The 21,656-nt window shown below is 32.7% G+C and carries 19 protein-coding genes; 2 read left to right on the top strand and 17 right to left on the bottom strand.

Going from position 1 to position 21,656, the window contains the following annotated elements:
• From hisIE to ABDW27_RS23535, 10 genes are all read right to left on the bottom strand, one after another.
• The coding region (gene hisIE / locus ABDW27_RS23580) for a bifunctional phosphoribosyl-AMP cyclohydrolase/phosphoribosyl-ATP diphosphatase HisIE (RefSeq protein WP_343698151.1) at positions 1–561 on the bottom strand (561 nt) is incomplete at its 3' end.
• 87 nt (positions 562–648) lie between these two features.
• Positions 649–1,404: an imidazole glycerol phosphate synthase subunit HisF gene (gene hisF, locus ABDW27_RS23575; RefSeq protein ID WP_343698125.1), complete on the bottom strand. Its 756-nt coding sequence runs from the start codon at positions 1,402–1,404 to the stop codon at positions 649–651.
• A 97-nt stretch (positions 1,405–1,501) separates the two neighbouring features.
• Entirely contained in the window at positions 1,502–2,227 is a 726-nt protein-coding gene (gene hisA / locus ABDW27_RS23570; protein ID WP_343698124.1) for a 1-(5-phosphoribosyl)-5-[(5-phosphoribosylamino)methylideneamino]imidazole-4-carboxamide isomerase, read from the bottom strand.
• Positions 2,228–2,334: 107 nt separating this feature from the next.
• Positions 2,335–2,928: an imidazole glycerol phosphate synthase subunit HisH gene (gene hisH, locus ABDW27_RS23565; RefSeq protein ID WP_343698123.1), complete on the bottom strand. Its 594-nt coding sequence runs from the start codon at positions 2,926–2,928 to the stop codon at positions 2,335–2,337.
• Positions 2,929–2,995: 67 nt separating this feature from the next.
• A complete protein-coding gene (hisB, locus tag ABDW27_RS23560) occupies positions 2,996–4,132 on the bottom strand; it encodes a bifunctional histidinol-phosphatase/imidazoleglycerol-phosphate dehydratase HisB (protein ID WP_343698122.1) in 1,137 nt (378 codons plus the stop codon).
• A gap of 144 nt (positions 4,133–4,276) precedes the next feature.
• Positions 4,277–5,323: a histidinol-phosphate transaminase gene (gene hisC / locus ABDW27_RS23555; protein ID WP_343698121.1), complete on the bottom strand. Its 1,047-nt coding sequence runs from the start codon at positions 5,321–5,323 to the stop codon at positions 4,277–4,279.
• A 91-nt stretch (positions 5,324–5,414) separates the two neighbouring features.
• Positions 5,415–6,698: a histidinol dehydrogenase gene (gene hisD, locus ABDW27_RS23550; protein WP_343698120.1), complete on the bottom strand. Its 1,284-nt coding sequence runs from the start codon at positions 6,696–6,698 to the stop codon at positions 5,415–5,417.
• Positions 6,699–6,912: 214 nt separating this feature from the next.
• A complete protein-coding gene (gene hisG, locus ABDW27_RS23545; protein WP_343698119.1) occupies positions 6,913–7,770 on the bottom strand; it encodes an ATP phosphoribosyltransferase in 858 nt (285 codons plus the stop codon).
• A gap of 308 nt (positions 7,771–8,078) precedes the next feature.
• Positions 8,079–9,479 (bottom strand): HAMP domain-containing sensor histidine kinase, encoded by a 1,401-nt coding sequence (locus tag ABDW27_RS23540; RefSeq protein WP_343698118.1) that lies wholly within the window; start codon positions 9,477–9,479, stop codon positions 8,079–8,081.
• Complete coding sequence (locus ABDW27_RS23535; protein WP_343698150.1) at positions 9,480–10,145, bottom strand: response regulator transcription factor; 666 nt, start codon at positions 10,143–10,145, stop codon at positions 9,480–9,482. It abuts the gene before it with no gap.
• A 200-nt stretch (positions 10,146–10,345) separates the two neighbouring features.
• Between ABDW27_RS23535 and ABDW27_RS23530 the strand changes: the two genes are divergently transcribed.
• Positions 10,346–12,475 (top strand): sulfatase-like hydrolase/transferase, encoded by a 2,130-nt coding sequence (locus tag ABDW27_RS23530; RefSeq protein ID WP_343698117.1) that lies wholly within the window; start codon positions 10,346–10,348, stop codon positions 12,473–12,475.
• Between the two features lie 64 nt (positions 12,476–12,539).
• On the opposite strand, the gene ABDW27_RS23525 is transcribed toward ABDW27_RS23530, so the two are convergent.
• Positions 12,540–13,538: a zinc dependent phospholipase C family protein gene (locus ABDW27_RS23525; RefSeq protein ID WP_343698116.1), complete on the bottom strand. Its 999-nt coding sequence runs from the start codon at positions 13,536–13,538 to the stop codon at positions 12,540–12,542.
• 170 nt (positions 13,539–13,708) lie between these two features.
• Between ABDW27_RS23525 and ABDW27_RS23520 the strand changes: the two genes are divergently transcribed.
• On the top strand, positions 13,709–14,671 hold the full coding sequence (locus ABDW27_RS23520) for a hypothetical protein (protein ID WP_343698115.1): 963 nt from the start codon (positions 13,709–13,711) through the stop codon (positions 14,669–14,671).
• Position 14,672: 1 nt separating this feature from the next.
• Here ABDW27_RS23520 and ABDW27_RS23515 read toward each other — a convergent pair whose 3' ends face one another.
• The 6 genes from ABDW27_RS23515 to ABDW27_RS23490 all read right to left on the bottom strand — a co-directional run bounded on the left by ABDW27_RS23515 (position 14,673) and on the right by ABDW27_RS23490 (position 21,650).
• A complete protein-coding gene (locus tag ABDW27_RS23515) occupies positions 14,673–15,638 on the bottom strand; it encodes a putative sulfate exporter family transporter (protein WP_343698114.1) in 966 nt (321 codons plus the stop codon).
• Between the two features lie 74 nt (positions 15,639–15,712).
• Positions 15,713–16,609, bottom strand: coding sequence for a LysR family transcriptional regulator (locus ABDW27_RS23510; RefSeq protein ID WP_343698113.1), 897 nt, complete (start codon positions 16,607–16,609; stop codon positions 15,713–15,715).
• Positions 16,610–16,909: 300 nt separating this feature from the next.
• Positions 16,910–18,937 carry a hypothetical protein gene (locus ABDW27_RS23505; protein ID WP_343698112.1) on the bottom strand — a complete coding sequence of 676 codons (2,028 nt, stop codon included), beginning with the start codon at positions 18,935–18,937 and terminating at the stop codon, positions 16,910–16,912.
• Positions 18,938–19,016: 79 nt separating this feature from the next.
• Positions 19,017–19,763 (bottom strand): 3-oxoacyl-[acyl-carrier-protein] reductase, encoded by a 747-nt coding sequence (fabG, locus tag ABDW27_RS23500; RefSeq protein WP_343698111.1) that lies wholly within the window; start codon positions 19,761–19,763, stop codon positions 19,017–19,019.
• A gap of 167 nt (positions 19,764–19,930) precedes the next feature.
• Positions 19,931–20,203, bottom strand: a complete 273-nt coding sequence (locus ABDW27_RS23495) for a hypothetical protein (protein ID WP_343698110.1) — start codon at positions 20,201–20,203, stop codon at positions 19,931–19,933.
• A gap of 100 nt (positions 20,204–20,303) precedes the next feature.
• Complete coding sequence (locus ABDW27_RS23490) at positions 20,304–21,650, bottom strand: DUF4302 domain-containing protein (RefSeq protein ID WP_343698109.1); 1,347 nt, start codon at positions 21,648–21,650, stop codon at positions 20,304–20,306.
• Positions 21,651–21,656 lie beyond the last annotated feature (6 nt).

The following is a 21,656-nucleotide window of genomic DNA, read 5'->3' as shown; positions in this document are numbered from 1 at the left end:
CTGATATCCTTTTGCTTGTAATAAAATCAAATAATGAAATAACAAATCAGCGCTTTCGCTAAGGAATAAATCGTCGTTATCATCTTTTGCTTCAATAACTACTTCTACCGCTTCTTCACCAACTTTTTGTGCAATTTTATTGATTCCTTTTTCGAATAAAGAAGCAACGTAACTTTTCTCAGAATCAGCATTTTCTCTACGTGTTTTAATCGTATTTTCTAAATGAGAAATAAAACCATAATTCGCCTCATTTGGTTCCTGCCAGCATGTATCTGCACCTGTATGACAAGTTGGCCCAACAGGTTCTGCCTGAATTAAAAGCGTATCGCCGTCGCAGTCATTTTTTATACTTACTAACTTTAAAAAGTTTCCACTCTCCTCGCCTTTCGTCCAAAGTCTTTGTTTTGAACGGCTAAAGAAAGTTACTTTTTGAGTTTCTATTGTTTTTTGAAGCGATTCTTCGTTCATATAACCCAACATCAAAACGTTTTTAGTTTCTGAGTCTTGAATTATCGCCGGAATCAATCCGTGTGCGCTTTTGATATCGATATCCATTTTAATTTTAGATTTTAGAGTTCAGATTTTAGATTCTCTGAATTCTTGTTATTTTAGATTAAATCTTCTCTTTCTTCTTGTCTCTTTCTTCTTTTACAATCTCACTTCAATTCCATTCCCTCTCAATTCCTGCTTCAAAGCTTTTATCTCAATTTCTTTAAAGTGAAAAACACTCGCTGCCAATGCCGCATCTGCTTTTCCTTTTTGAAACGAATCTACGAAATGCTGTATATTTCCTGCACCGCCCGAAGCAATAATTGGAATATTTACTAATTCTGAAAGTTTTGCCAAAGCTTCATTTGCAAATCCGTTTTTAGTTCCGTCGTTATCCATTGAAGTGAAAAGAATTTCTCCTGCACCGCGTTCCGCAACTTCAACGGCCCAATCAAATAAGTTTAATTCAGTTGGTACTTTTCCACCAACTAAATGCACAATCCATTGTCCGTCAATTTGTTTGGCGTCGATTGCAACTACAACGCATTGACTTCCAAATTTCTGCGCCAAATCGTTTATCAATTGCGGATTTTTTACTGCTGATGAATTGATAGAAACTTTATCTGCTCCGTTATTCAGCAGAATATCAACATCTTCCACGGATGAAATTCCGCCGCCAACTGTAAACGGAATATTGATTTTTTCCGCCACACTTCGCACCATATTTACAAGTGTTTTGCGTCTTTCTTCGGTTGCCGAAATATCCAAGAAAACCAATTCATCTGCACCTTCAGCCGAATAGATTTCTGCCAATTCTACAGGATCACCGGCATCGCGCAAGTCAACGAAATTAACGCCTTTTACCGTTCTTCCGTTTTTTATATCTAAACAAGGTATTATTCTTTTTGCAAGCATTTTTATTTGTTGTTTCACAGAGATTCGCAAAGATTCTCAGAGCTACGCAAAATTTTGTGAATCTTTGCGTTTTGCTTTGTGCAACTTTGCGGAATATCTATTTATTTAAAATATAGTTTTCAAGTTGCTTTAATGTAATTCTTCCTTCGTAAATTGCTTTTCCGATAATAGTTCCTTCACAGCCTAATTCTGCTAATTTTGGTAATTCGTCAAAAGTTGAAATTCCGCCGGAAGCGATTAGTTTTACGCCTTTTGCTTTTGCTAAAATTTTACTGTACAAGTCAAAACTTGGCCCTTGCAACATTCCGTCTTTTGCAATATCTGTACAAATAACATACTGCATTCCTTTCGATTGATAATCCTGAATAAACGGAACTAAATCTTCATTTGACTCTTCTAGCCAACCCGAAACCGCTATTTTTTCATCTTTTGCATCAGCGCCTAAAATGATTTTTTCTGAACCATATTCTGAAATCCATTTTTCGAAAATGGTTCTGTTTTTTACAGCAATACTTCCGCCGGTAATTTGGTTGGCACCGCTTTCAAAAGCAATTCTCAAATCATCATCTGATTTTAATCCGCCACCGAAATCAATTTTCAGACTTGTTTGCGTTGCAATTTGTTCCAAAATCTTATAGTTGACAATTTTGCTTGATTTTGCACCGTCTAAATCTACTAAATGCAGATATTCAATTCCGTGCGCTTCAAATGATTTCGCCACTTCAAGCGGGTTTTCATTGTAAATTATCTTGGTATCATAATCACCTTTGGACAAACGAACGCATTTTCCTTCAATGATATCTATGGCTGGTATTATTCGCATTTAATTTTAGATTTTAGATAAACGATTTTAGATTTTTGATTCTCCAAAATCGATTAATATTTTTATTGAATTTTTGAATTTTGATATTTAAAATTGGACTTTGGAATTTAAATTTTGGAATTTAATTTAAGAAAGTTCCTCAGAATCTTTTCCCCAACATCCCCGCTTTTTTCTGGATGAAATTGTGTTCCGTAGAAATTGTTTTTTTGCAATGCAGATGCGTATTCAACATCATAATTGGTTTTTGCTACAGCAAATTCGCAATTTGGTGCGTAAAAACTATGAACTAAATACATAAATTCATTTTCAGAAACATCTTTAAATAAATCGGTTTTCAAATCATAAATCTGATTCCATCCCATTTGAGGCACTTTTACGTTGTTGGAAAATTTCAAAACATCAACGTCAAAAATTCCTAAACCTTTGGTATTTCCTTCTTCGGTTTTATTACACATTAACTGCATTCCAAGACAAATTCCTAAAACAGGCTGTTTCAAATTCGGAATTAGGTTATCCAAACCGCTTTCACGAAGTTTTGTCATTGCCGAACTCGCCTCACCAACGCCAGGAAAAATAACTTTATCAGCCGATTTAATTTCTTCACGGTCATTACTTAAAATGGCTTTAAACCCCAGCCTTTCAATAGCAAACATAATGCTTTGAATATTTCCTGCTCCGTAATTTATAATTACTATTTTCATTCTATTTAGTTGTTGGTTGATGGTTATTGGTTGATGGCTAACAACTATCAACCAACAACCATAAACTTTAAAGCATTCCTTTCGTCGAAGGCAAAATCATTTTTTCGGTATCTCTTTTTACGGCTACTTTTATGGCTTTCGCGAAAGCTTTGAAGATCGCTTCAATTTTGTGATGCTCGTTAATTCCTTCTGCTTTGATATTTAAGTTGGCTTTTGCTCCGTCTGTAAATGATTTAAAGAAATGATAAAACATTTCAGTTGGCATTTTCCCAACCATTTCACGCTTGAATTCCGTTTCCCAAATCAGCCAGTTTCTTCCTCCAAAATCAATTGCAGCTTGCGCTAAACAATCATCCATTGGCAAGCAGAATCCGTAACGCTCAATTCCTAATTTATTTCCTAACGCTTTTGCAAAAACTTCACCTAAAGCAATTGCAGTATCTTCGATTGTGTGGTGTTCATCGACTTCTAAATCGCCTTTTACAGTGATTTCTAAGTCCATTTGACCATGACGTGAGATTTGGTCTAACATGTGGTCAAAAAAAGCAATTCCAGTGTCTATTTTGCTTTTTCCAGTTCCGTCAAGATTTAGATTGATGTAAATATCCGTTTCATTCGTTTTTCTTGTAATTGAGGCTGAACGCGCTTCTAATTTTAAAAACTCATAGATTTTCTTCCAATCCATTGTTTGTAAAACGATTGTCTCGTTTAATTCTTCACGTTTTGATGAAATTTCATTGCTTCCAATTCCATCCGTATTGTTCATAAAAATAGCTTTTGCACCCAAATTTTTAGCCAGTTCTACATCTGTCAAACGATCTCCTAAAACAAAAGAATTTGCTAAATCATATTCTGGATTATTCAAGTATTTAGTCAGCATTCCAGTTCTCGGTTTTCGTGTTGGCGCGTTTTCTTCCGGAAAAGTTCTATCGACGAAGATTTCATCAAAAACAACTCCTTCGTTTTCAAATGCTTTTAGAATAAAATTTTGGGTTGGCCAAAAGGTATCTTCTGGAAAACTATCTGTTCCTAATCCGTCCTGATTGGTTACCATTGCCAGTTCATAATCTAATTCATTAGCAATTTTAGCCAGATATTGAAAAGCTTTCGGATAAAATTCCAGTTTATCCAAACTGTCCAATTGGTAGTTTTCAGGTTCTAAAACAATCGTTCCGTCACGATCGATAAAAAGTACTTTTTTCATATTTTTTTGTTTTGCCGCAGATTTCATAGATTAATATGATTTTTTTTAGCCACAAATTCACGAATTCCTCTAATTTAATTCGTGGCTAAAAATCACGCACAGAAAGAAATCATTTTAATCTTTCTAATCTGTGGCTAATAATTTCTAGTTCAATAATTTCAATTCTCTAATTACAACCGTATTTTCTTCTTTTGTTCCAATTGTAAAACGAAGGCAATTTTCACATAAAGGCTGTGTTGTTCTGTTGCGAATAACGATTCCCTTTTCGATTAATTGATCGTATCTTTTATTCGCATCATCTACTTTTGCCAAGATAAAATTAGCTTCTGTGGGATATACTTTCTCAACAAAATCTACTTCAAGTAACACTTTAAGCAATTCTTCTCTTTGCTCAATAATAGAAGCTATTTCTTGTTTTATTTTATCTGAATCTTTTAAACGCTCCTTAGCTTTTTGCTGCGTTAATTCGTTTACGTTATAAGGCGGTTTAATTTTATTTAAAACCGAAATTACTTCTTCAGATGCATAGCAAATTCCTAAACGAATTCCAGCTAAACCGTAGGCTTTTGAAAGTGTCTGCGTAATTACTAAATTCGGATATTCATCAATTTCTGTCAGCCAGCTTTCTTTATCCGAAAAATCAATATAGGCTTCATCAATTACAACTAAACCTTTAAAGTTTTGAAGCAGCTTCACCACACTTTCATCTGAAAAAGAATTTCCTGTTGGGTTATTTGGCGAACATAAAAAAATGATTTTTGTATTCTCGTCAACTGTTTCTAAAATCCTTTCAACTTGTGGCTGAAAATCATTTGTCAGCAAAACTTCTCTGTTTTCAACAGCGTTGATGTTTGCCAAAACACCATACATTCCGTATGTTGGCGGAAGCGAAATAATATTGTCTTTTTTAGGTTCGCAGAAAGCCCTGAAAAGTAAATCTAAAACTTCATCACTTCCGTTTCCTAACAAAATCTGGCTTTGTTTCGTATTATTGTTTTTGGCTAAAATAGCTTTAACTGAATTCTGCTGCGGATCCGGATAACGATTCACACCATTTTGATATGGATTTTCGTTGGCATCCAGAAAAATCATATCGGCTGTGTCAAAATCCTCAAACTCATCTCTCGCAGAAGAATACGGTTTTAAAGATTTTACGTTTTCACGTGTTATTGTATTTATATCGAATTTCATTTTTTTATTTTTTAAGAAGAAAGAAACAAGATTCAAGAAGAAAGACTTTATTAAAATCTTGGTTCTTGCCTCTTTCATCTTTCTTTGTCTTTTATTTTAAACTCTTCAATCTTAAGGTTACTGCATTTTTATGCGCTCGTAATCCTTCGGCTTCAGCCATCAATTCTATAGCTTTTCCAATATTTTGAATTCCTTCTTTAGAAATTTTCTGAAACGTCATTGATTTCATGAAACTATCTAAGTTTACACCGCTGTAATTCTTCGCATAACCATTTGTTGGCAGAGTATGATTGGTTCCTGAGGCATAATCTCCCGCACTTTCTGGAGTATAATTTCCGATAAAAACTGAACCCGCATTTACAATTCCATTGCAGTAGAAATCATCGTATTCTGAACAGATTATAAAGTGTTCAGGACCATATTCATTGATTAAATCTAAAGCAATCTGATCATTTTCAACATAAATTAATTTCGAATTTTCGATTGCTTTTTCAGCGATTGCTTTTCTTGGCAGTACTTCTAACTGTGATTGGATTTCTTTCTCAACATCATCAATTAGTTTTTTTGAAGTAGAAACTAAAATTACCTGACTATCTGTTCCGTGTTCTGCCTGCGATAATAAATCCGAAGCTACAAAAGCCGGAACTGCAGTATCATCAGCCACAATTAATAATTCTGATGGGCCGGCCGGCATATCGATTGCCACTCCAAATTGCGTTGCCAATTGTTTTGCCACCGTCACAAATTGATTTCCTGGTCCGAAAATCTTATATACTTTTGGAATTGACTGCGTTCCAAATGTCATTCCGGCAATGGCCTGAATCCCTCCAACTTTTAAGATTTTTGTTACTCCGCATAAATTTGCTGCGTATAAAATCGCTGGATTTATTTTTCCTTTTTTATCTGGCGGAGAACACAATACAATTTCTTTACAGCCCGCAATTTCTGCAGGAACCGCCAGCATTAAAACGGTTGAAAATAAAGGCGCTGTTCCGCCCGGAATATACAATCCAATTTTTTGAATTGGTCTTTTTTCCTGCCAGCAGTTTACACCATCGATCGTTTCAACTTCAATTTTGTTAGTTTTCTGAGCGCTGTGAAATTTATAAATATTATTTTTTGCTAACTGAATTGATTCTTTTAATTCATTCGGAATCAAACTAATTGCTTCTTTTATTTCTTCTTCGGTTACCTGATAATTTTCTAACGAAATTCCATCAAAAATTGAAGTATATTTTGCCACAGCTTCATCTCCTTTTTTCTGAACTTCTTTGAAGATTTCTTTTACTGTAACTTCAATATCATCAATAGTTTGGGTTGGTCTTTTTAATATTTCAGACCATGTATCTGGTTTTGGATTGTTTATTTTATTCATATTTTTATGCTTTTTTTTGCTTTAGGCTATAAGCTGTAGGCATTAGGCTTTATTATCGTTGTGTTTTTTTAACGCAAAGTTCGCAAGGCTTTTTTCTCTTCTTTATATTGAAAAATATTAAGTTCGCAAAGCTGTTGTCTTCAATTGAAATTTGATGTTCTTCATGCTTAAAGCTTAAAGCCTATTGCTTACTGCCTAAAGCGTGCGAAGCACTTTAAAGAACCATTTTCTCAATTGGGCAAACTAAAATTCCTTCTGCTCCTACTTCTTTTAATTGGTCGATTACATCCCAAAAAGTGTCTTTGTCAATTACAGAGTGCACACTGCTCCAGCCTTCCTGAGCTAATGGCAGAACGGTTAAGCTTCTTAAAACTGGAAGGATTTTTCCAACTGCGTCGATTTTCTCATTTGGAATATTCATTAAAATATACTTTGAATTTCTTGCTCTTAAAACAGACTGAATTCTGAATTTTAACGTGTCAATGTGTTTTTGAATTTCAGGAGAAACTTTAGGAGAAACTGCCAAAACTGCCTCACTTTTCAGAATAACTTCAACTTCTTTCAGGTTATTTTTGAATAAAGTACTTCCGCTTGACACGATATCAACTATAGCATCTGCAAGACCTATATTTGGTGCAATTTCTACAGAACCTGAAATTTGGTGAATATCAACTGTAAGTCCGAAAGAGCTGAAATATTCGGTTACCGTGTTTGGGTAAGAAGTTGCGATTCGCAGATTTGCCAAATCTTGTATTGAATTGTATTCAAATGTTTTAGGAACCGCTACTGAAACTTTACATTTAGAGAATCCTAATCGCTGTACGACTTCGATATTTTTTCCTTTTTCTACCAAAAGGTTGTCGCCAACAATAGCTAAATCTACTACTCCGTCGATTAAGTATTGCGGAATATCTGAATTTCTAAGGTATAGAACTTCAAGAGGAAAATTTGAAGCTTCGGCTTTTAACTGATCGATTCCGTTGTTAATTGAAATACCACAATCTTTCAGGATTTGAATACTGTCTTCGTTTAAACGACCAGATTTTTGAATTGCAATTTTTAAAGTACTCATTTTTTAGTTGTTGTTTGATTAATAGTTTGAGTACAAAGAATTGGTATAAAAAAACCCGTTTGATGTACTCAAACGGGTTTTAAAATATGATGATTTACACGCATACCATTAACACATCGCTTGAGAGCAATAATGTAAATGATGATGATGTAATTGATTTGAAATCATTGTTTGGTTTGTTTTATAATTCTTTGATTCGGATGCAAATATACTAGTTAATTTCATAAAAAAGCAATTTTTAATATAACTTAACGATAGTTTATTGTTAAAAAAAATATGAAGCCGCTTTTCTATTGAAAATTTTCAATTTACGATAACGTTTTCAAATCCTCATTAAATCCTAAAGTTACGGTTGTTCCCTGTCCTATTTCGCTTTCGATTTTAAACTTAATATGAAGCAGTTCAGTAATTCTTTTTACAATAGACAATCCTAAACCAACGCCTTTAATTTCAGGATGATTCGTATGATTTGCTCTAAAAAACGGATTGAAAATCATTTCTAAATCAGCTTTTGCAATACCAATTCCTTTGTCTGAAATTTTACAAATTATACTGGCACCTTCTTTAAAAAGAAGAATTGATATTTCTTCACCCGCATTTGTATATTTAACAGCATTTGAAATAATATTTCTAAATATGGTTATTACTAAAAAATTATCAGATTGAATGTAAAAATTAGTTCCGGCATCAAATTTTACGTTTAGGTTTTTGGCTTTAATTTTCTCTGAATTTAAAGTCAGAACGTCTAAAATTACCGAATTTAAATACACCGTTTCTTCGTTAACCTGCTGTTTTTGATTCTCAAATCTTGCCATTGTCAATAGCTGATCTACGAGCATATTCAAATGATCTACTTCATTAATACAATAGTTAATTTTATCTTCGTATTCCTTATTATCTCTGGGTTTACGAATAAGCACTTCAAGTGTTCCTTTAATGACTGTTAGAGGCGTTCTTAACTCATGCGAAGCGTCAGATGTAAACTGTTTTTCACGTTCTATAGCGTCTTCAATTCTGTTTAATAAATTATTTATGGTATCAGAAAGTGTATACAATTCGTCACGTGTTCTGGGCAGAGGAATCCTGGCTTTTAAATTGTCTTTTGTAATAACTTCTGAAGTGTTTATTATTGCATTTATCGGTTTAATACTTCTGCCGGCAAAAAAACGGGCAATAAAAAACAATAAGATTAAAATACCCAGAAAAGATAAACTCATAATATCAAAAAGGTTATTTAAAACCATTTTTGAATCAGCTAATGACATTGCTATGATTATATATCCAAATTTCTTGTTTTGCACATTTAGTTCAACCTGAATCTGACGAATGGCATGATCTCCCATTTTGGTATCAAAAAGCTGATTATTCATAACCGAATCATGAAATTCGAGCGTTTGGGTTTTTAAATTAGGCGCTTTTTCAATAATTTTTTTATTTAAATCCAAAAACTCAACAAATACCGGGTTTACATCTACTGTATTGTGTTCACGTTCATCCCATTCTTCTTCATCAATAAGAATCACTTTTCCGTTTTCGACTTTGATTTCGTCTAAATGATTTTGAATTTCTACTTTGATTTTTTCATCGATATGACTGTAAACGGTATGTTTTACAATAGAATATATAACCGAAAACACAATCAGAATAAGAAGTCCGGTCGTTATGATATAATTTAAGGCAATTCTGTTTTTAAAGGAAAGTGGATTCATTTATAATTCGTTAGCAATATAACCTACGCTTCTTATGGTTTTTATATAATCTTCTTCAATTTTCAGGTTGAGTTTTTTACGAATAGCATTCATAAAAACATCAATAACACCGGTATCGTATTCAAAATTAATTTCCCAAACATCTTTTAAAATTTGGTTTCGGGTGCATACTTTTCCTTTATTTCTAATTAAATACGTCAGTAATTCAAATTCTCTTTGCGTTAGAGCAATTTCTTCGTCATTTTTTAAAACAATATGTTTAGAAAGATCAATTGTTATGGTACCTAAAGTAAGCTTTTCTGTTCCTCCTTTATGACGAAAATGCACTTTAATTCTTTCAACCAGTTCTTCAAAACTAAATGGCTTTTTGATATAATCATTGGCCCCGGCTTTGAGTCCTTCGATAGTTTCCTGAACTGTATCTTTTGCGGTTAAAAAAATAATTGGGGTTTTGCTGTCTTTAATTCTAATTGCTTTGCATAAATCAAGTCCGTTAATTTTAGGCAGCATCCAATCAAGTAAAATCAAATCAAATTTATGATTTTGAACTAATTCAAAACCTTTTGAACCATCATTTGCCGTTGTAACCAAATAGCCTTCTTCGCGAAGTCCTTGTTCTAAAAACTGAACAATTCCCAGTTCGTCTTCAACAATTAAAATATGCATATCGTTTATTTTTACTCCAAGATTTGTATCTCTTTTATTCTTCAAAGATAGAAATTTAAAGCTCAGAAATGACTTAAAATCACATCAATAGATCAAATCACTACTTCTTAAGCAAAGATTAAGTTTAAGCTAAGCAAGGTAAAAGCCTAACTTAATCTGGCATTCATAATTCGAAATTAATTTTGTAAAAAATAAACACCATGACTTTTTACAAAAAACTTTCGCCTTTTTATAATCTTGCAATATTCTATTTTTCAATAAGTTTGATGCTTAGAATTGTATTATTATTCCATCCTATAACGCAGAGTTCTTTTAGTTTCCTCGAAAGCTTAAAGATTTTTGGTTTAGGACTGATCTCAGATTTTTTTGTTTTTGTAATTGCCTCGGCTTTTCTTTGGCTGTACCTTATTTTCTTATCAAATTCAAAATACAATAAACCGTCTGGTTATATTATTTTGGGATTTTTAATCGCTGCTTTTTTATATGTTTTATCAGGAAAAAGCATTTTTGATGAATATGGAGGCGCTTTACCCCGAATTGTTTTAATATTTATCGGTTTAAAAACTGCCCTTTTTACCCTTTTTCTTTTTCTGCCAGAATGGCGAACAAAGTTTAGATTCTGGCTTTTTTCTTTTGTGATATTTTTATACGTTTTGCTGATTCTCCAAAACGGTTTAAGCGAATATTTTTTCTGGAATGAATTTGGTGTAAAATATAATTTTATTGCTGTAAATTATCTTATTTATACCAATGAAGTTATTGGTAATATTATGCAGTCTTATCCGGTAATTCCAATATTTTCAGCACTGTTTCTTGTGAGTGGTATTGCTTCGTATTTCATTATAAAAAGATCTAAGAATTATATTGATCAAATTCCTTCTTTTAATGAAAAAATCCAGATATCTGTTTTTTACAGTCTTTTATTTATAGTATCACTTTTTGCTATTCCTAGTTTAGCCAAAACAGAAAATTCAAAAAATGTGTTTGTAAATGAACTGCAGTCTAATGGTTTGTACAAATTTTTTCTGGCTTTTGAAAACAGTAAATTAGACTATTTTAAATTTTATAAAACCATGCCAAATCAGGAAGCTTTTGCTATTTTACAGAAACAGTTTCCTGCTATTTCGGGAGAAAATACAATGCAGAAAATCTCTAATGATTCTGTAGAAAACCATAAAAATGTTGTTTTAATTACCATAGAAAGTTTAAGTGCCGATTTCATGAAAACGTATGGAAATGAAAATAACATAACGCCGTTTTTAGACAGTTTATCTCAAAAAAGTCTTCAGTTTACGAATTTGTACGCAGCCGGAAACCGTACGGTGCGCGGACTTGAAGCTGTAACTTTATGTATTCCGCCAACTGCGGGAGAAAGTGTGGTAAAAAGAGATGATAATAAAAACAAATTTTCTACAGGAGCCGTTTTTAAAGACAAAGGTTATAATGTGAAATTTATGTACGGCGGAGATGCTTTTTTTGATAATATGCAGGATTTTTATACTGGCAACGGTTACGAAATTGTCGACAAATCGAGTTTTTCTCCAGAAGAAATTACTTTTTCTAATGTTTGGGGCGTTTGTGATGAAGACATGTACAATAAAGCGATCAAGATAATGAATGGCGAAGCCAAACAGAAGAAACCATTCTTTAATCATATTATGACGGTAAGTAATCACAGACCGTTTACGTATCCGAATAATAAAATTGATATTCCGGGCGATATTAAATCCCGTGACGGCGGCGTAAAATATACTGATTATGCTCTTAGAAAGTTTTTTGATATGGCTCGCAAACAGCCTTGGTTTAATAACACGGTTTTTGTAATTGTTGCTGATCACTGCGCTTCAAGTGCTGGAAAAACGGAACTTCCGCTGGATAAATACAGAATTCCGGCTTTTATTTATATGCCTAATGAAAAACCTGAAAAGTTTAATAAATTAATGTCGCAAATTGATCTTATGCCTACGCTTTTCGGTTTACTGCATTTTGATTACAACAGCAAATTTTATGGTCAGGATGTTTTTAAACCTTCTTATAAATCAAGAGCTTTTATCGCTACTTATCAGGATTTAGGTTTAATAAAAGATAATGTTTTGACAATTTTATCTCCAAAGCAACAAATAAAACAGTTTCAATTAAAATTAAAACCTGAAGCAGGTATTTCTCCTGAATATCAAATACATTATGATGAAATTCCGCTGAAAACAGTAAACAAAGATTTAGTAAACGAAACTATATCCTACTATCAGTCAGCTTCGTATGTATTAAAAGAAAAAGAATATCAATTCAAAGACTTAAAAAAAGATAAGCTTTATGCCAAAATAAAATAAGCATATTAAAAAAGCCTCAAATTCTGTGAACTTGAGGCTTTTGTTTATTAAAGTGAAATGAAAATTAATCGTTTTGATTTTTCATTCCGAATAAATTTCCATTTTTGTATAAGATCAAATCGTCTCTTAAAGCCTGATTGTTTCTTTGTGTAACGGCAGAAGAATCTAAATCACTTAAATCTGGTTTTCCTGCATTTACCCACGCAGTGTACCAAAAACTTGCTGTAGCTTCAATAGCTTTTCTCATTTGGCTTTCAACCATTCCGTTCAATTGTTCGTGTAGTTTTTTAGCATAATCATCAGAGAAAACAGCCGTATTGTATTTTGTTTTCGTTACGTTACCATTTGCATCAAGTACAAAAACCTGATTTTGAGGTGTTGCTGTTCTTAACTTTTTGTCAATATCCAATAATGGCTGAGCTAAACTGTGTGTATCATTAATCATATCCCAAATGGCTTTATGAACATCTTCATAATAATGCGCCTGAGGAACATTTAATTTATAGTTTTTAACAAATAATTCAGGAAGTCTGCTTTCCCAAAGAGAATGAATTCCTTTTTGATCAGTCAATTGTCCGTCGTGATTAGCAGAAGTATGCAAAGGCATGTGTGCATCACCAATATAATGACCTAAATCTGCAGCAAGAAATAAAATTTCTGCTCTGTTTTTATTTTTAAAAGCGTTAGTTAACTTTGCCATCATATCTTCAATATACCATGGCAAAATTCCGTTATCGCTTAAAAATTTAGCATCGTATTTTTGCTTTGCTTCTTCTAATGTCTGCGGATAAGTATCAGCTGCACCGAAGTTTTCCATGTCAAAATAATGTCTCGGACCTTCTTCTTTATAATTTAAAGCATATTTACGAATGTCCGGAACAGAAGCTTCTTGTGTAATAAAATCAATGTGATTGTAAAAAAATACCTGAAGTTGTTGTGGTAATGCCATTACGGCTGCTTTGTTGATTCTTTCATGGCCAACAATTCCCCATGACAGGGTAAAAAAACCAATGATTAATACGAAGAATGTAATTAACCTTGGTCTCATTTTGAAGTTTTTCATTTGTATTTGTATTTGGAAGGCAAAGTTACCTTATTTAAAGATAATTTAAAAGACATGCCTTTAAGATTATTTTAATTTAATTATTATAATTTTTTAAAGCATATATTAGATATAAGCTTAAGTTCGATTTTTTTCTTCGTATGTTTGTTAAGACATTAAATCTTACAAATATGCGCCTTAAATTTTTGATTAAAATTTCTATTTTTTCCCTGCTTTTCGTATCAATATCTTATGGACAAGTTGAAGATATTCAGTTAAAAAACGTAAGCGATACTATTTTAAACCCGAAAAGAGTTCTTAAAATTTCCGATCCGTTTGATGGAGTAAAAACAATGCAGAAATTGTTTCCAGGAAAAATTTATAATCTTTCTGACCATAATACTTTTATAAGCTGGAATTGCAAATCTTGCAAACCTTCTTCTTTTACTGATGTGAACGAAGTCGAAGGCGATCAGTTATTTCCTTACGGAAGCGGCGTTGCAACCAGACTTCTGGCTAATATTGATTATTCTGATTCTAAAGAAAACCAGTTTAAATTATTATTTTTTAATCATTCTTATTATGATGCGGATGGTTTACAAACCGGACGTTTTTCCGGCGGTCTAATAGGCGTAGCAAAATTTGCCAAAAACGGAAATATCTGGGAAATGAGATCTTTTCAGCCCGCAGTTGCAGCATTTGGCGCTTTCTCACAGGCACCAAAACCCAAACTTGTGGAAATTGGCGAAGATCAGTTTGCTTTTACTTTATTGCATGTTAACGGAGGCGCTGGCGGACCTTTTGAAGGATATCTTTATCTTGTAGCCGGATTTGAAGGCAAATATCAATCAATATTAGAAGTTCCTCAATATCAACTTACAAATGTCGCAAGCATAAATATTTCAGGATTTTACACGGTTGTTAACGATAACACTAAAAAGCATTTTAGAGATATAATCATCAAAACAAAGGGCTCTTTTGATAAAGCAGCACAAGCAAATGATGAATTTGAAGCGCCAATCCCAGATGAAATTGCAGCAATGGCAAAAACAAAAAAGTCCTTCAATTTTGAAATTGAAAGACGTTTTTCGTTTAAAGGAAAATCATATAAAATGATTGATAAACCAATCGTAAAATTCACAAACGTAAAATAATCTAAGCCAGATAAATAATAGCAGACAAGCTTAATCCTGCGATAAATATCCAAAGAAAAACACCTTGCAGTAAAGGCTTTACTCCTACTGATTTTAAAGTATTTACATTTAAAGTCGCACCAATTAAAAACAGTGTTATAGTTAATCCTATTTTAGCTAGGTTTACAATATGCGGCGTAAAAACACCAACTTGCGGAACATAAGAATTTATAAGCATGGCTAAAACAAACAAACCAATAAAATACGGAATTTTGATTTTGGAGTTTTTATTTTTGAAAACAACTGCTGTTAAAAGCGAAATTGGAATTATCCATAAAGCTCTTGCTAGTTTTACGGTTGTGGCAATCTGCAAAGCTTCTGCGCCGTATTTATTGGCCGCGCCAACAACAGAACTTGTATCGTGAATGGCAATTGCACACCATAATCCGAAATCTTTTTGAGATAAACCCAGCTGATGGCCAATAAAAGGAAAGACAAAAAGTGCAATTGAGTTGAGAATAAAAATAACGCCTAAAGCAATTGATGTCTGGTTTTCATTTGATTTTATTACAGGAGAAATTGCTGCGATCGCACTTCCGCCGCAAATTGCAGTTCCGCATGAGATTAAGTGCGATGTTTTTCTCTCGGTTTTTAACCATTTTCCTAAAAGAAAACCGAAAGTTATTGTACTGAAAATTGAAAAAACAGTTAGAGCGAAACCTTCTTTTCCGGCAGAAAACGCGTTTGAAGCATTCATTCCGAAACCTAAACCTACTACTGAAAACTGTAATAAAAATGTAACGGCTTTATGGTTGAATTCTAAAAATGGATTCCCAAAAACATTTACCATTATAACGCCAAGTAATAAGGCTGCTGGCGGCGAAATTATCGAAAATAAACACAATATTATTATGACTGCGAAAATGAATTGCTGCAGAAAATGATTAATTTCAAATAATTGTGAAGTGGTTTGTTGTTTTGTTTTCAAAATAGAGTAATTGATATTTACTCTGCAAAGTTGCAACGATTAAATGGAAATCGCCAATCGCAAAATACAATCGGCTATAACTTCAAGTTATAATGATTGGCAATGTTTTGAATAAACAATTCTGATAAAGGGTCTGATTTTCCTAATAAAGTAATAATATAAAAGTATCTTTCTACAGATAATTTTTCGACATCTAAAACAATCAATTCTTTGTTTTTCAATTCTTTACTTACAGCATGAATCGACATAAACGCAAAACAATCCGAATTCAAAAGATAGGATTTTATACTTTCCGTGCTTCCTAACTGCATTTCGATTTGTAAATCTGAAAATTTTAAACCTGCGTTTTTCAATGCAAATTCTATAACTTCAAGTGTTCCGGAACCACGTTCACGTGTTATAAATTTCATTGATTTTAAATCGTTTAACGAAATCTCATTTTGCTTTACAAACGGATTTTTACTGTTACAGACTAAAACCAATTCGTCTTTTAAAAACGGAATATATTTTATGGATTGATTTTTTGACTGTCCTTCGACAATGCCAATTTCGATTTCTTTATTGATCAAAGCATTTTCAATTTGTTCTGTATTTCCATTTAACAAATTGACTTTTATGTCTTTTTGCTTTTGATGAAAACGTGCCAAAACGGGAGAAATGATATATTGGGAAATTGTCGTACTTGCTCCTAACCGCAGTAAACCTTGACGTTCGCTGATAAAAGAGCTCATTTCAAAATCGATTTCTCGGTAAATTTCGAAGATTTCTTTAGTATGTTTTAGCAGAATTTCTCCGGCCGGAGTTAAGGCAATTTTAGAACCGTTTCGTTCAAAGAGTTTGGTTTTATAGGTTTCTTCGAGTTCCTGAATGTGTTTTGAAACTGCCGGCTGTGTAATATACAATTCACTTGCAGCCTTAGTAAAATTAAGACGGAGCGCAACGGTATAAAATACTTTTAGCCTGAAATCCATATTATTATTTAATGTGAAACACTGATTTCACGAATTTACACGAAATTAAATTTAGTATAGTTAGTCCCCTACGGGACAAATTTATTTGGTGGTCATATTTTTTTCTACCGATATGAAACTCCTAACGGAGTTTTTTTTATGTAGAATTCTTGATAGAATTTTATTTCATGAAATAGCAAAAACATGTAATGAAAAAATTAGCAAACCATATAACGAAAAAAATCTCGTAGAGATTAAATATCGGTAGCAAAATCAATATTTTATGCTCATTTTGTCCCTTAGGGACTTTATAGATTAACATTACAAAAGCCCATTATATTTTCTAACAAACCATTCTGTTGTCAATAAAGCCGCAATTAAGATCAATAACCAAACCCAATCAATTATTGGCGTTTTTGTAGAAACGTTTTTCTCTATTGATTTGTATTCTTTGTTTTCTAAAAGTGTATTAATCAAATCATCTGCCTGATTTTCAAAATAGGCTTTTCCGTTGGTTTGTAACGCTAATTGCTTCAATTTCAAAACATCCGGATTTACGAATTGTTTTTCGATATCAAAATCTAAAATTTCAAAATGGCTTGAATATGATGTATTTGAATTTAATTCTTTTACTGTAAAATTATATTTTCCGGCTGTTAATCCTTCTAAATTTACTGAGAATGAATTGTTTCCTTTTAATAAATCGTAATTTTTAACCTGCTTGGTTTCAGCATTTGTAACTGTGATTGTTAATCTTGCTTTTTCGTCGAACTCATAATTCTTGTTGAAATACTGTGCGTTGATCACAATTTCTTCTCCAGAATTATAAAAACTTTCATGTGAAACTACCAAAGATTTTTTTGAAGCCGATGTTGCTAAATACTGAATTATTTTGTCTACAAAAACATCATATTTTTCAAATGACTGATTATCAATATGACTTTGCAAACGCCATTTCCAGCTGTTTTCTCCTAAAAGAAAAGCAGTTCGTTTGCCTTGGTTTTCGGCGAATGCCAATAAAGGCGCATTTGTAGAAACATTTCTGATTTTTGAAGAAAGTAAAACCGATACATTTCCGTTTGTAGAAATGGTTCCGAATGCATTTTGTAATGGCGGGAAATTTTCAAAACCAATATTATCAATAGCAAACAGATTAAACTGCGGTTGAAATTCTGATAAATAATCTTCGATCTGTCCGCTCATTTTGAAAATCAGATTGTTTTGCTGCTGATTTAAAAAATTAAAATCGGTACTGTTTCCTGTTATGATTAAGGTGTTTCTTCCTGCAATTTTGTTGTTGTCAAAAATGGGTTTGAAAGCAAATGTCGGCTGATACAAAACCAGAACAGAAGCTTCTTGTAATTGATTGATATCATTTGGTTTAACCAAAATCACTTTACGCTGTGCATTAATTTCAATTGAGCGTTTTAAAGCTGCAATATCAGGATGATTTATCGCAGAAACTATTGCTATTATTGATTTTTGATCGATGATTTCGACTGCAAAATTTTTGATGTTATTGTAGCTGTTTTTTTCTTTTGATCCAGATGAAATATTGGCTCTAAAAATCTGCAGTCCTACTTTATCAGCTGGTAAAAGTAAATTTAAAGAAGCTGTTTTTTTGGATGGTGAAAATGAAACTTTTTCTTTTGCTACAATAGAATTTCCTTGTGAGATTGTAAAATCAGCAGTTGTAGGTTTGTCTCCGGCATATTGCAGAAAAACTTCTACCGGAAATTTATTTTTATGAAAGGCGTATTTGTTTACGTTTAGCTGATTTATTTTTAAATCAAAAAACGTGGTTGTATCTCCTACAACCAAAGGATAAACTTTATTAGCAGGATCGAATCTGTAAACGTAGTCGTTTCCTGTAGTTTGATTTCCATCGGTAATAATTACGGTTGGGAAAGTCAGGTTTTTGTTGATGCTTTTTAAATTCCTGGCAACTTCATCCAGATTAGTTTGTTTTCCTTTGAAATCAAATTTATCTGAAGTTTTGAATTCGTCGTCGAACTGATAAGACTGAATTTCGAATTTTTCTTTTAATGCCGGATTTGAAATCAGTTTTTGATATAACTCAACTACTTTTTTATCTGATTTTAAAGCTGTTATCGAACTTGAATTATCTACCGCAATTGCTAATGGCGTTTTGGTAATTTCAAGAGAACTTTTAGATATTATCGGATTTATCAATAAAACCAATAACCCAAAGATGGCAAGAAAACGTAAAAAAGCCAAAAACCAAATCAGATTTGATTTGTTTTTGGCTTTGTAAAAATATTGAAAGTACGACAAACCACCTGCTATTACTAAAGAAAGTAATAATAATAAAATTGTGTTTGTAGTCATATTTATTTTTAGTTTTTGGTTGTTAGTTTATGGTTTATGGTTGTTAACTATAAACTAAAAACCATCAACAATCAACTTATTAGGTAAGCATTCCTCCACAAACATTTAGAACTTGTCCTGTAACGTATGCACTCATGTCTGAAGCTAAGAAAAGACAAGCGTTTGCTACATCTTCCGGGCTTCCGCCGCGTTTCAACGGAATACCTTCTCTCCATCCTTTTACTACATCTTCTGATAATTTTGCCGTCATTTCAGTTTCGATGAAACCTGGTGCGATTGCGTTGCAGCGAATGTTACGAGACCCTAATTCAAGAGCTACAGATTTTGTAAAACCAATTGCTCCTGCTTTTGAAGCTGCGTAATTTGTCTGACCTGCATTTCCAGAAACCCCAACTACTGAACTAATATTGATAATAGAACCTGCACGTTGTTTTAAGAAAGTTTTTTGGATTGCTTTTGTCATATTGAAAACAGATTTCAAGTTAACATCAATAACCTGGTCAAAATCAGCTTCAGACATACGCATTAATAAGTTGTCTTTTGTGATTCCGGCATTGTTAATCAAAATATCAACTGTTCCAAAATCAGCTAAAACAGCGTCAACAAAAGTCTGCGCTTCATTAAAATCAGCTGCGTTAGATTGGTAACCTTTTGCTTTTACTCCTAAAGCATTTAATTCTGCTTCAAGTGCTTCTGCAGATGCAGCAGATGAACTATATGTAAATGCTACGTTTGCTCCGTGTTTAGCAAAAACTTCTGCAATTCCTTTACCAATTCCGCGGCTGGCGCCAGTAATGATTGCTACTTTTCCTTCTAGTAATTTCATATTAAGGTATTCGTTTTTATTTTTTGAATTACAAATATAGAGTATTTGGGCATTTAATAAAATTTGAATTGTAAAAAACGTAAGTAATTTTCTTTTATCAGAAATAAAAAAAAACAGCTCAATAAAAAAATTGAACTGCTTTCCTCAAAATAAATAAAACTAAATTTTTATACGTGATTTTGCTTTGTAATATAAAATATCATGATAAGAACTGCCGACATAAATAGCATTCTATAAATTGCTTCTTTAAATAATGTTGTGCCGTTGATTTTATCTTCTCTTCTCATTTTTATCATTTTAATAATTGCTAATGGAATCATTATTGAAATAGAGAGAATTAAATAACCTGTAACATATTCTGGAAAAAACCATGATAATACCAGAAGGACTAAACCCCATAAAAGGAAAACAATGTTTGTCGATGTTATATATTTTTTCATGAATAATTCTATTTTAGAAACCACTTTAAGTCTTAATAGAAAAAAACAGCTCAAATGAATGAGCTGCTTCCTCCAAAATAAAAATTAAAACTAAAAATTACTATAATTGATATGTTGTGATTCTAAAGTTACTTGCAGCGCTTGTAAGCGTGTAAACGGTGTTAGAATAGGTAATTTTAAATGATTCTTTCTTAATGTAAAGACCAGCAGCGTTGAAAAACTGATCGTCAAGATTTTTCAGGAATGCCGGAGCCGGAATATACGCCGCACCATTATCCCATGAATCATGAGTAAACAAAATGGTTTTATTTGTATCATCAGCGCTTGTGGTAAAGTTGTGGTACAAACTTGGTTTTCCGCCAGAAAAACGATATTCAATGTAATTACCGTAAGGAGAGTTGAAATAAATTTGAACTCTGCTTATTTTTTGGTTTGCAGGTAATGTTGCATTTACTTCATCTAACAATGATTTAGCTAATGTTGAAGTAGTTGGCGCTGTATACAGGTTGGCAGCAATATATCCTAAAACCATTTGAGGTTTAGCATCTAAGAAATTCTTGTAATCGTCTGTTAGAATTAATGGTTTACTAGAATATTTAATTGTTGCTTTAACTCCGCCTGTTCCGGTTGCAGTAAAACTTCCGTCAGCATCATTGTATACAAATGTTGTCAGCTTCTGTCCTCCTACTTCTACAGCCGGGCTTACTACAATTCCGGTTGGAGAATATCCTACTCCTAAATTATAGCTTACCGAATAACCGCTTTCGATAGAATTTGACTCTGCAAAACGAGTTACTTCACTAAAAGAAAAATCAAATTGATGTGTAGTTGTTCCGTCAGTTGTCTCTAATAATCTGAAAAGTGGTCTTTCTTCGCTTCCAATAACGTTTTGTTCCATTACCAGATTTTGAGACAAATTTGTCCAGTCATCTGCAGTTGCTTTTACAAAACGAATTTCAGTTCCGTTTCTGTTTGCTTTAAAAATGATTTCGCCATTTTCTTGTCCGTAGTATAAAAACTGAAAATCTCCTAAATATCCTTTTGCTCTTAATGCCGGAATTGGATAATTATCAGATTCTGATAAAAGGTGAATTCTGTTTTTTGTTGTAAATGTCAAACTTACAGTACTTCCTAACTGAATCGCATATTCACTTTCGTAAACGTTAGTATCAGCATCAAAATCTGAAGCCATTTCTACAGTTCCGTCCTGAGCAAACTTAAATAAGTGTGTATATCCTCCTAAAACTGTATTATCTGTAAAATAAACTGCTTTCCATCCAAATTGAGAAGAAAGTAAAGCTTCGCTTAGTTCAGATTTCTGAGCGTTTAAACGTTCAGTTGGCGTTTCATTAAATAATTGTTCAGCATCTGTATTATCATTACAGGCGCTTAAATGCAGTATCAGAATAGCTGCAAATAAATACTTAAATATGTTTTTTATTTTCATGATACT

The sequence above is a fragment of the Flavobacterium sp. genome (assembly GCF_039595935.1).
In the GTDB taxonomy this organism is placed as follows: domain Bacteria; phylum Bacteroidota; class Bacteroidia; order Flavobacteriales; family Flavobacteriaceae; genus Flavobacterium.
The sequence above is the reverse complement of the archived record's forward strand: the minus strand, read 5'-3'. Positions and strand labels throughout refer to the sequence as shown.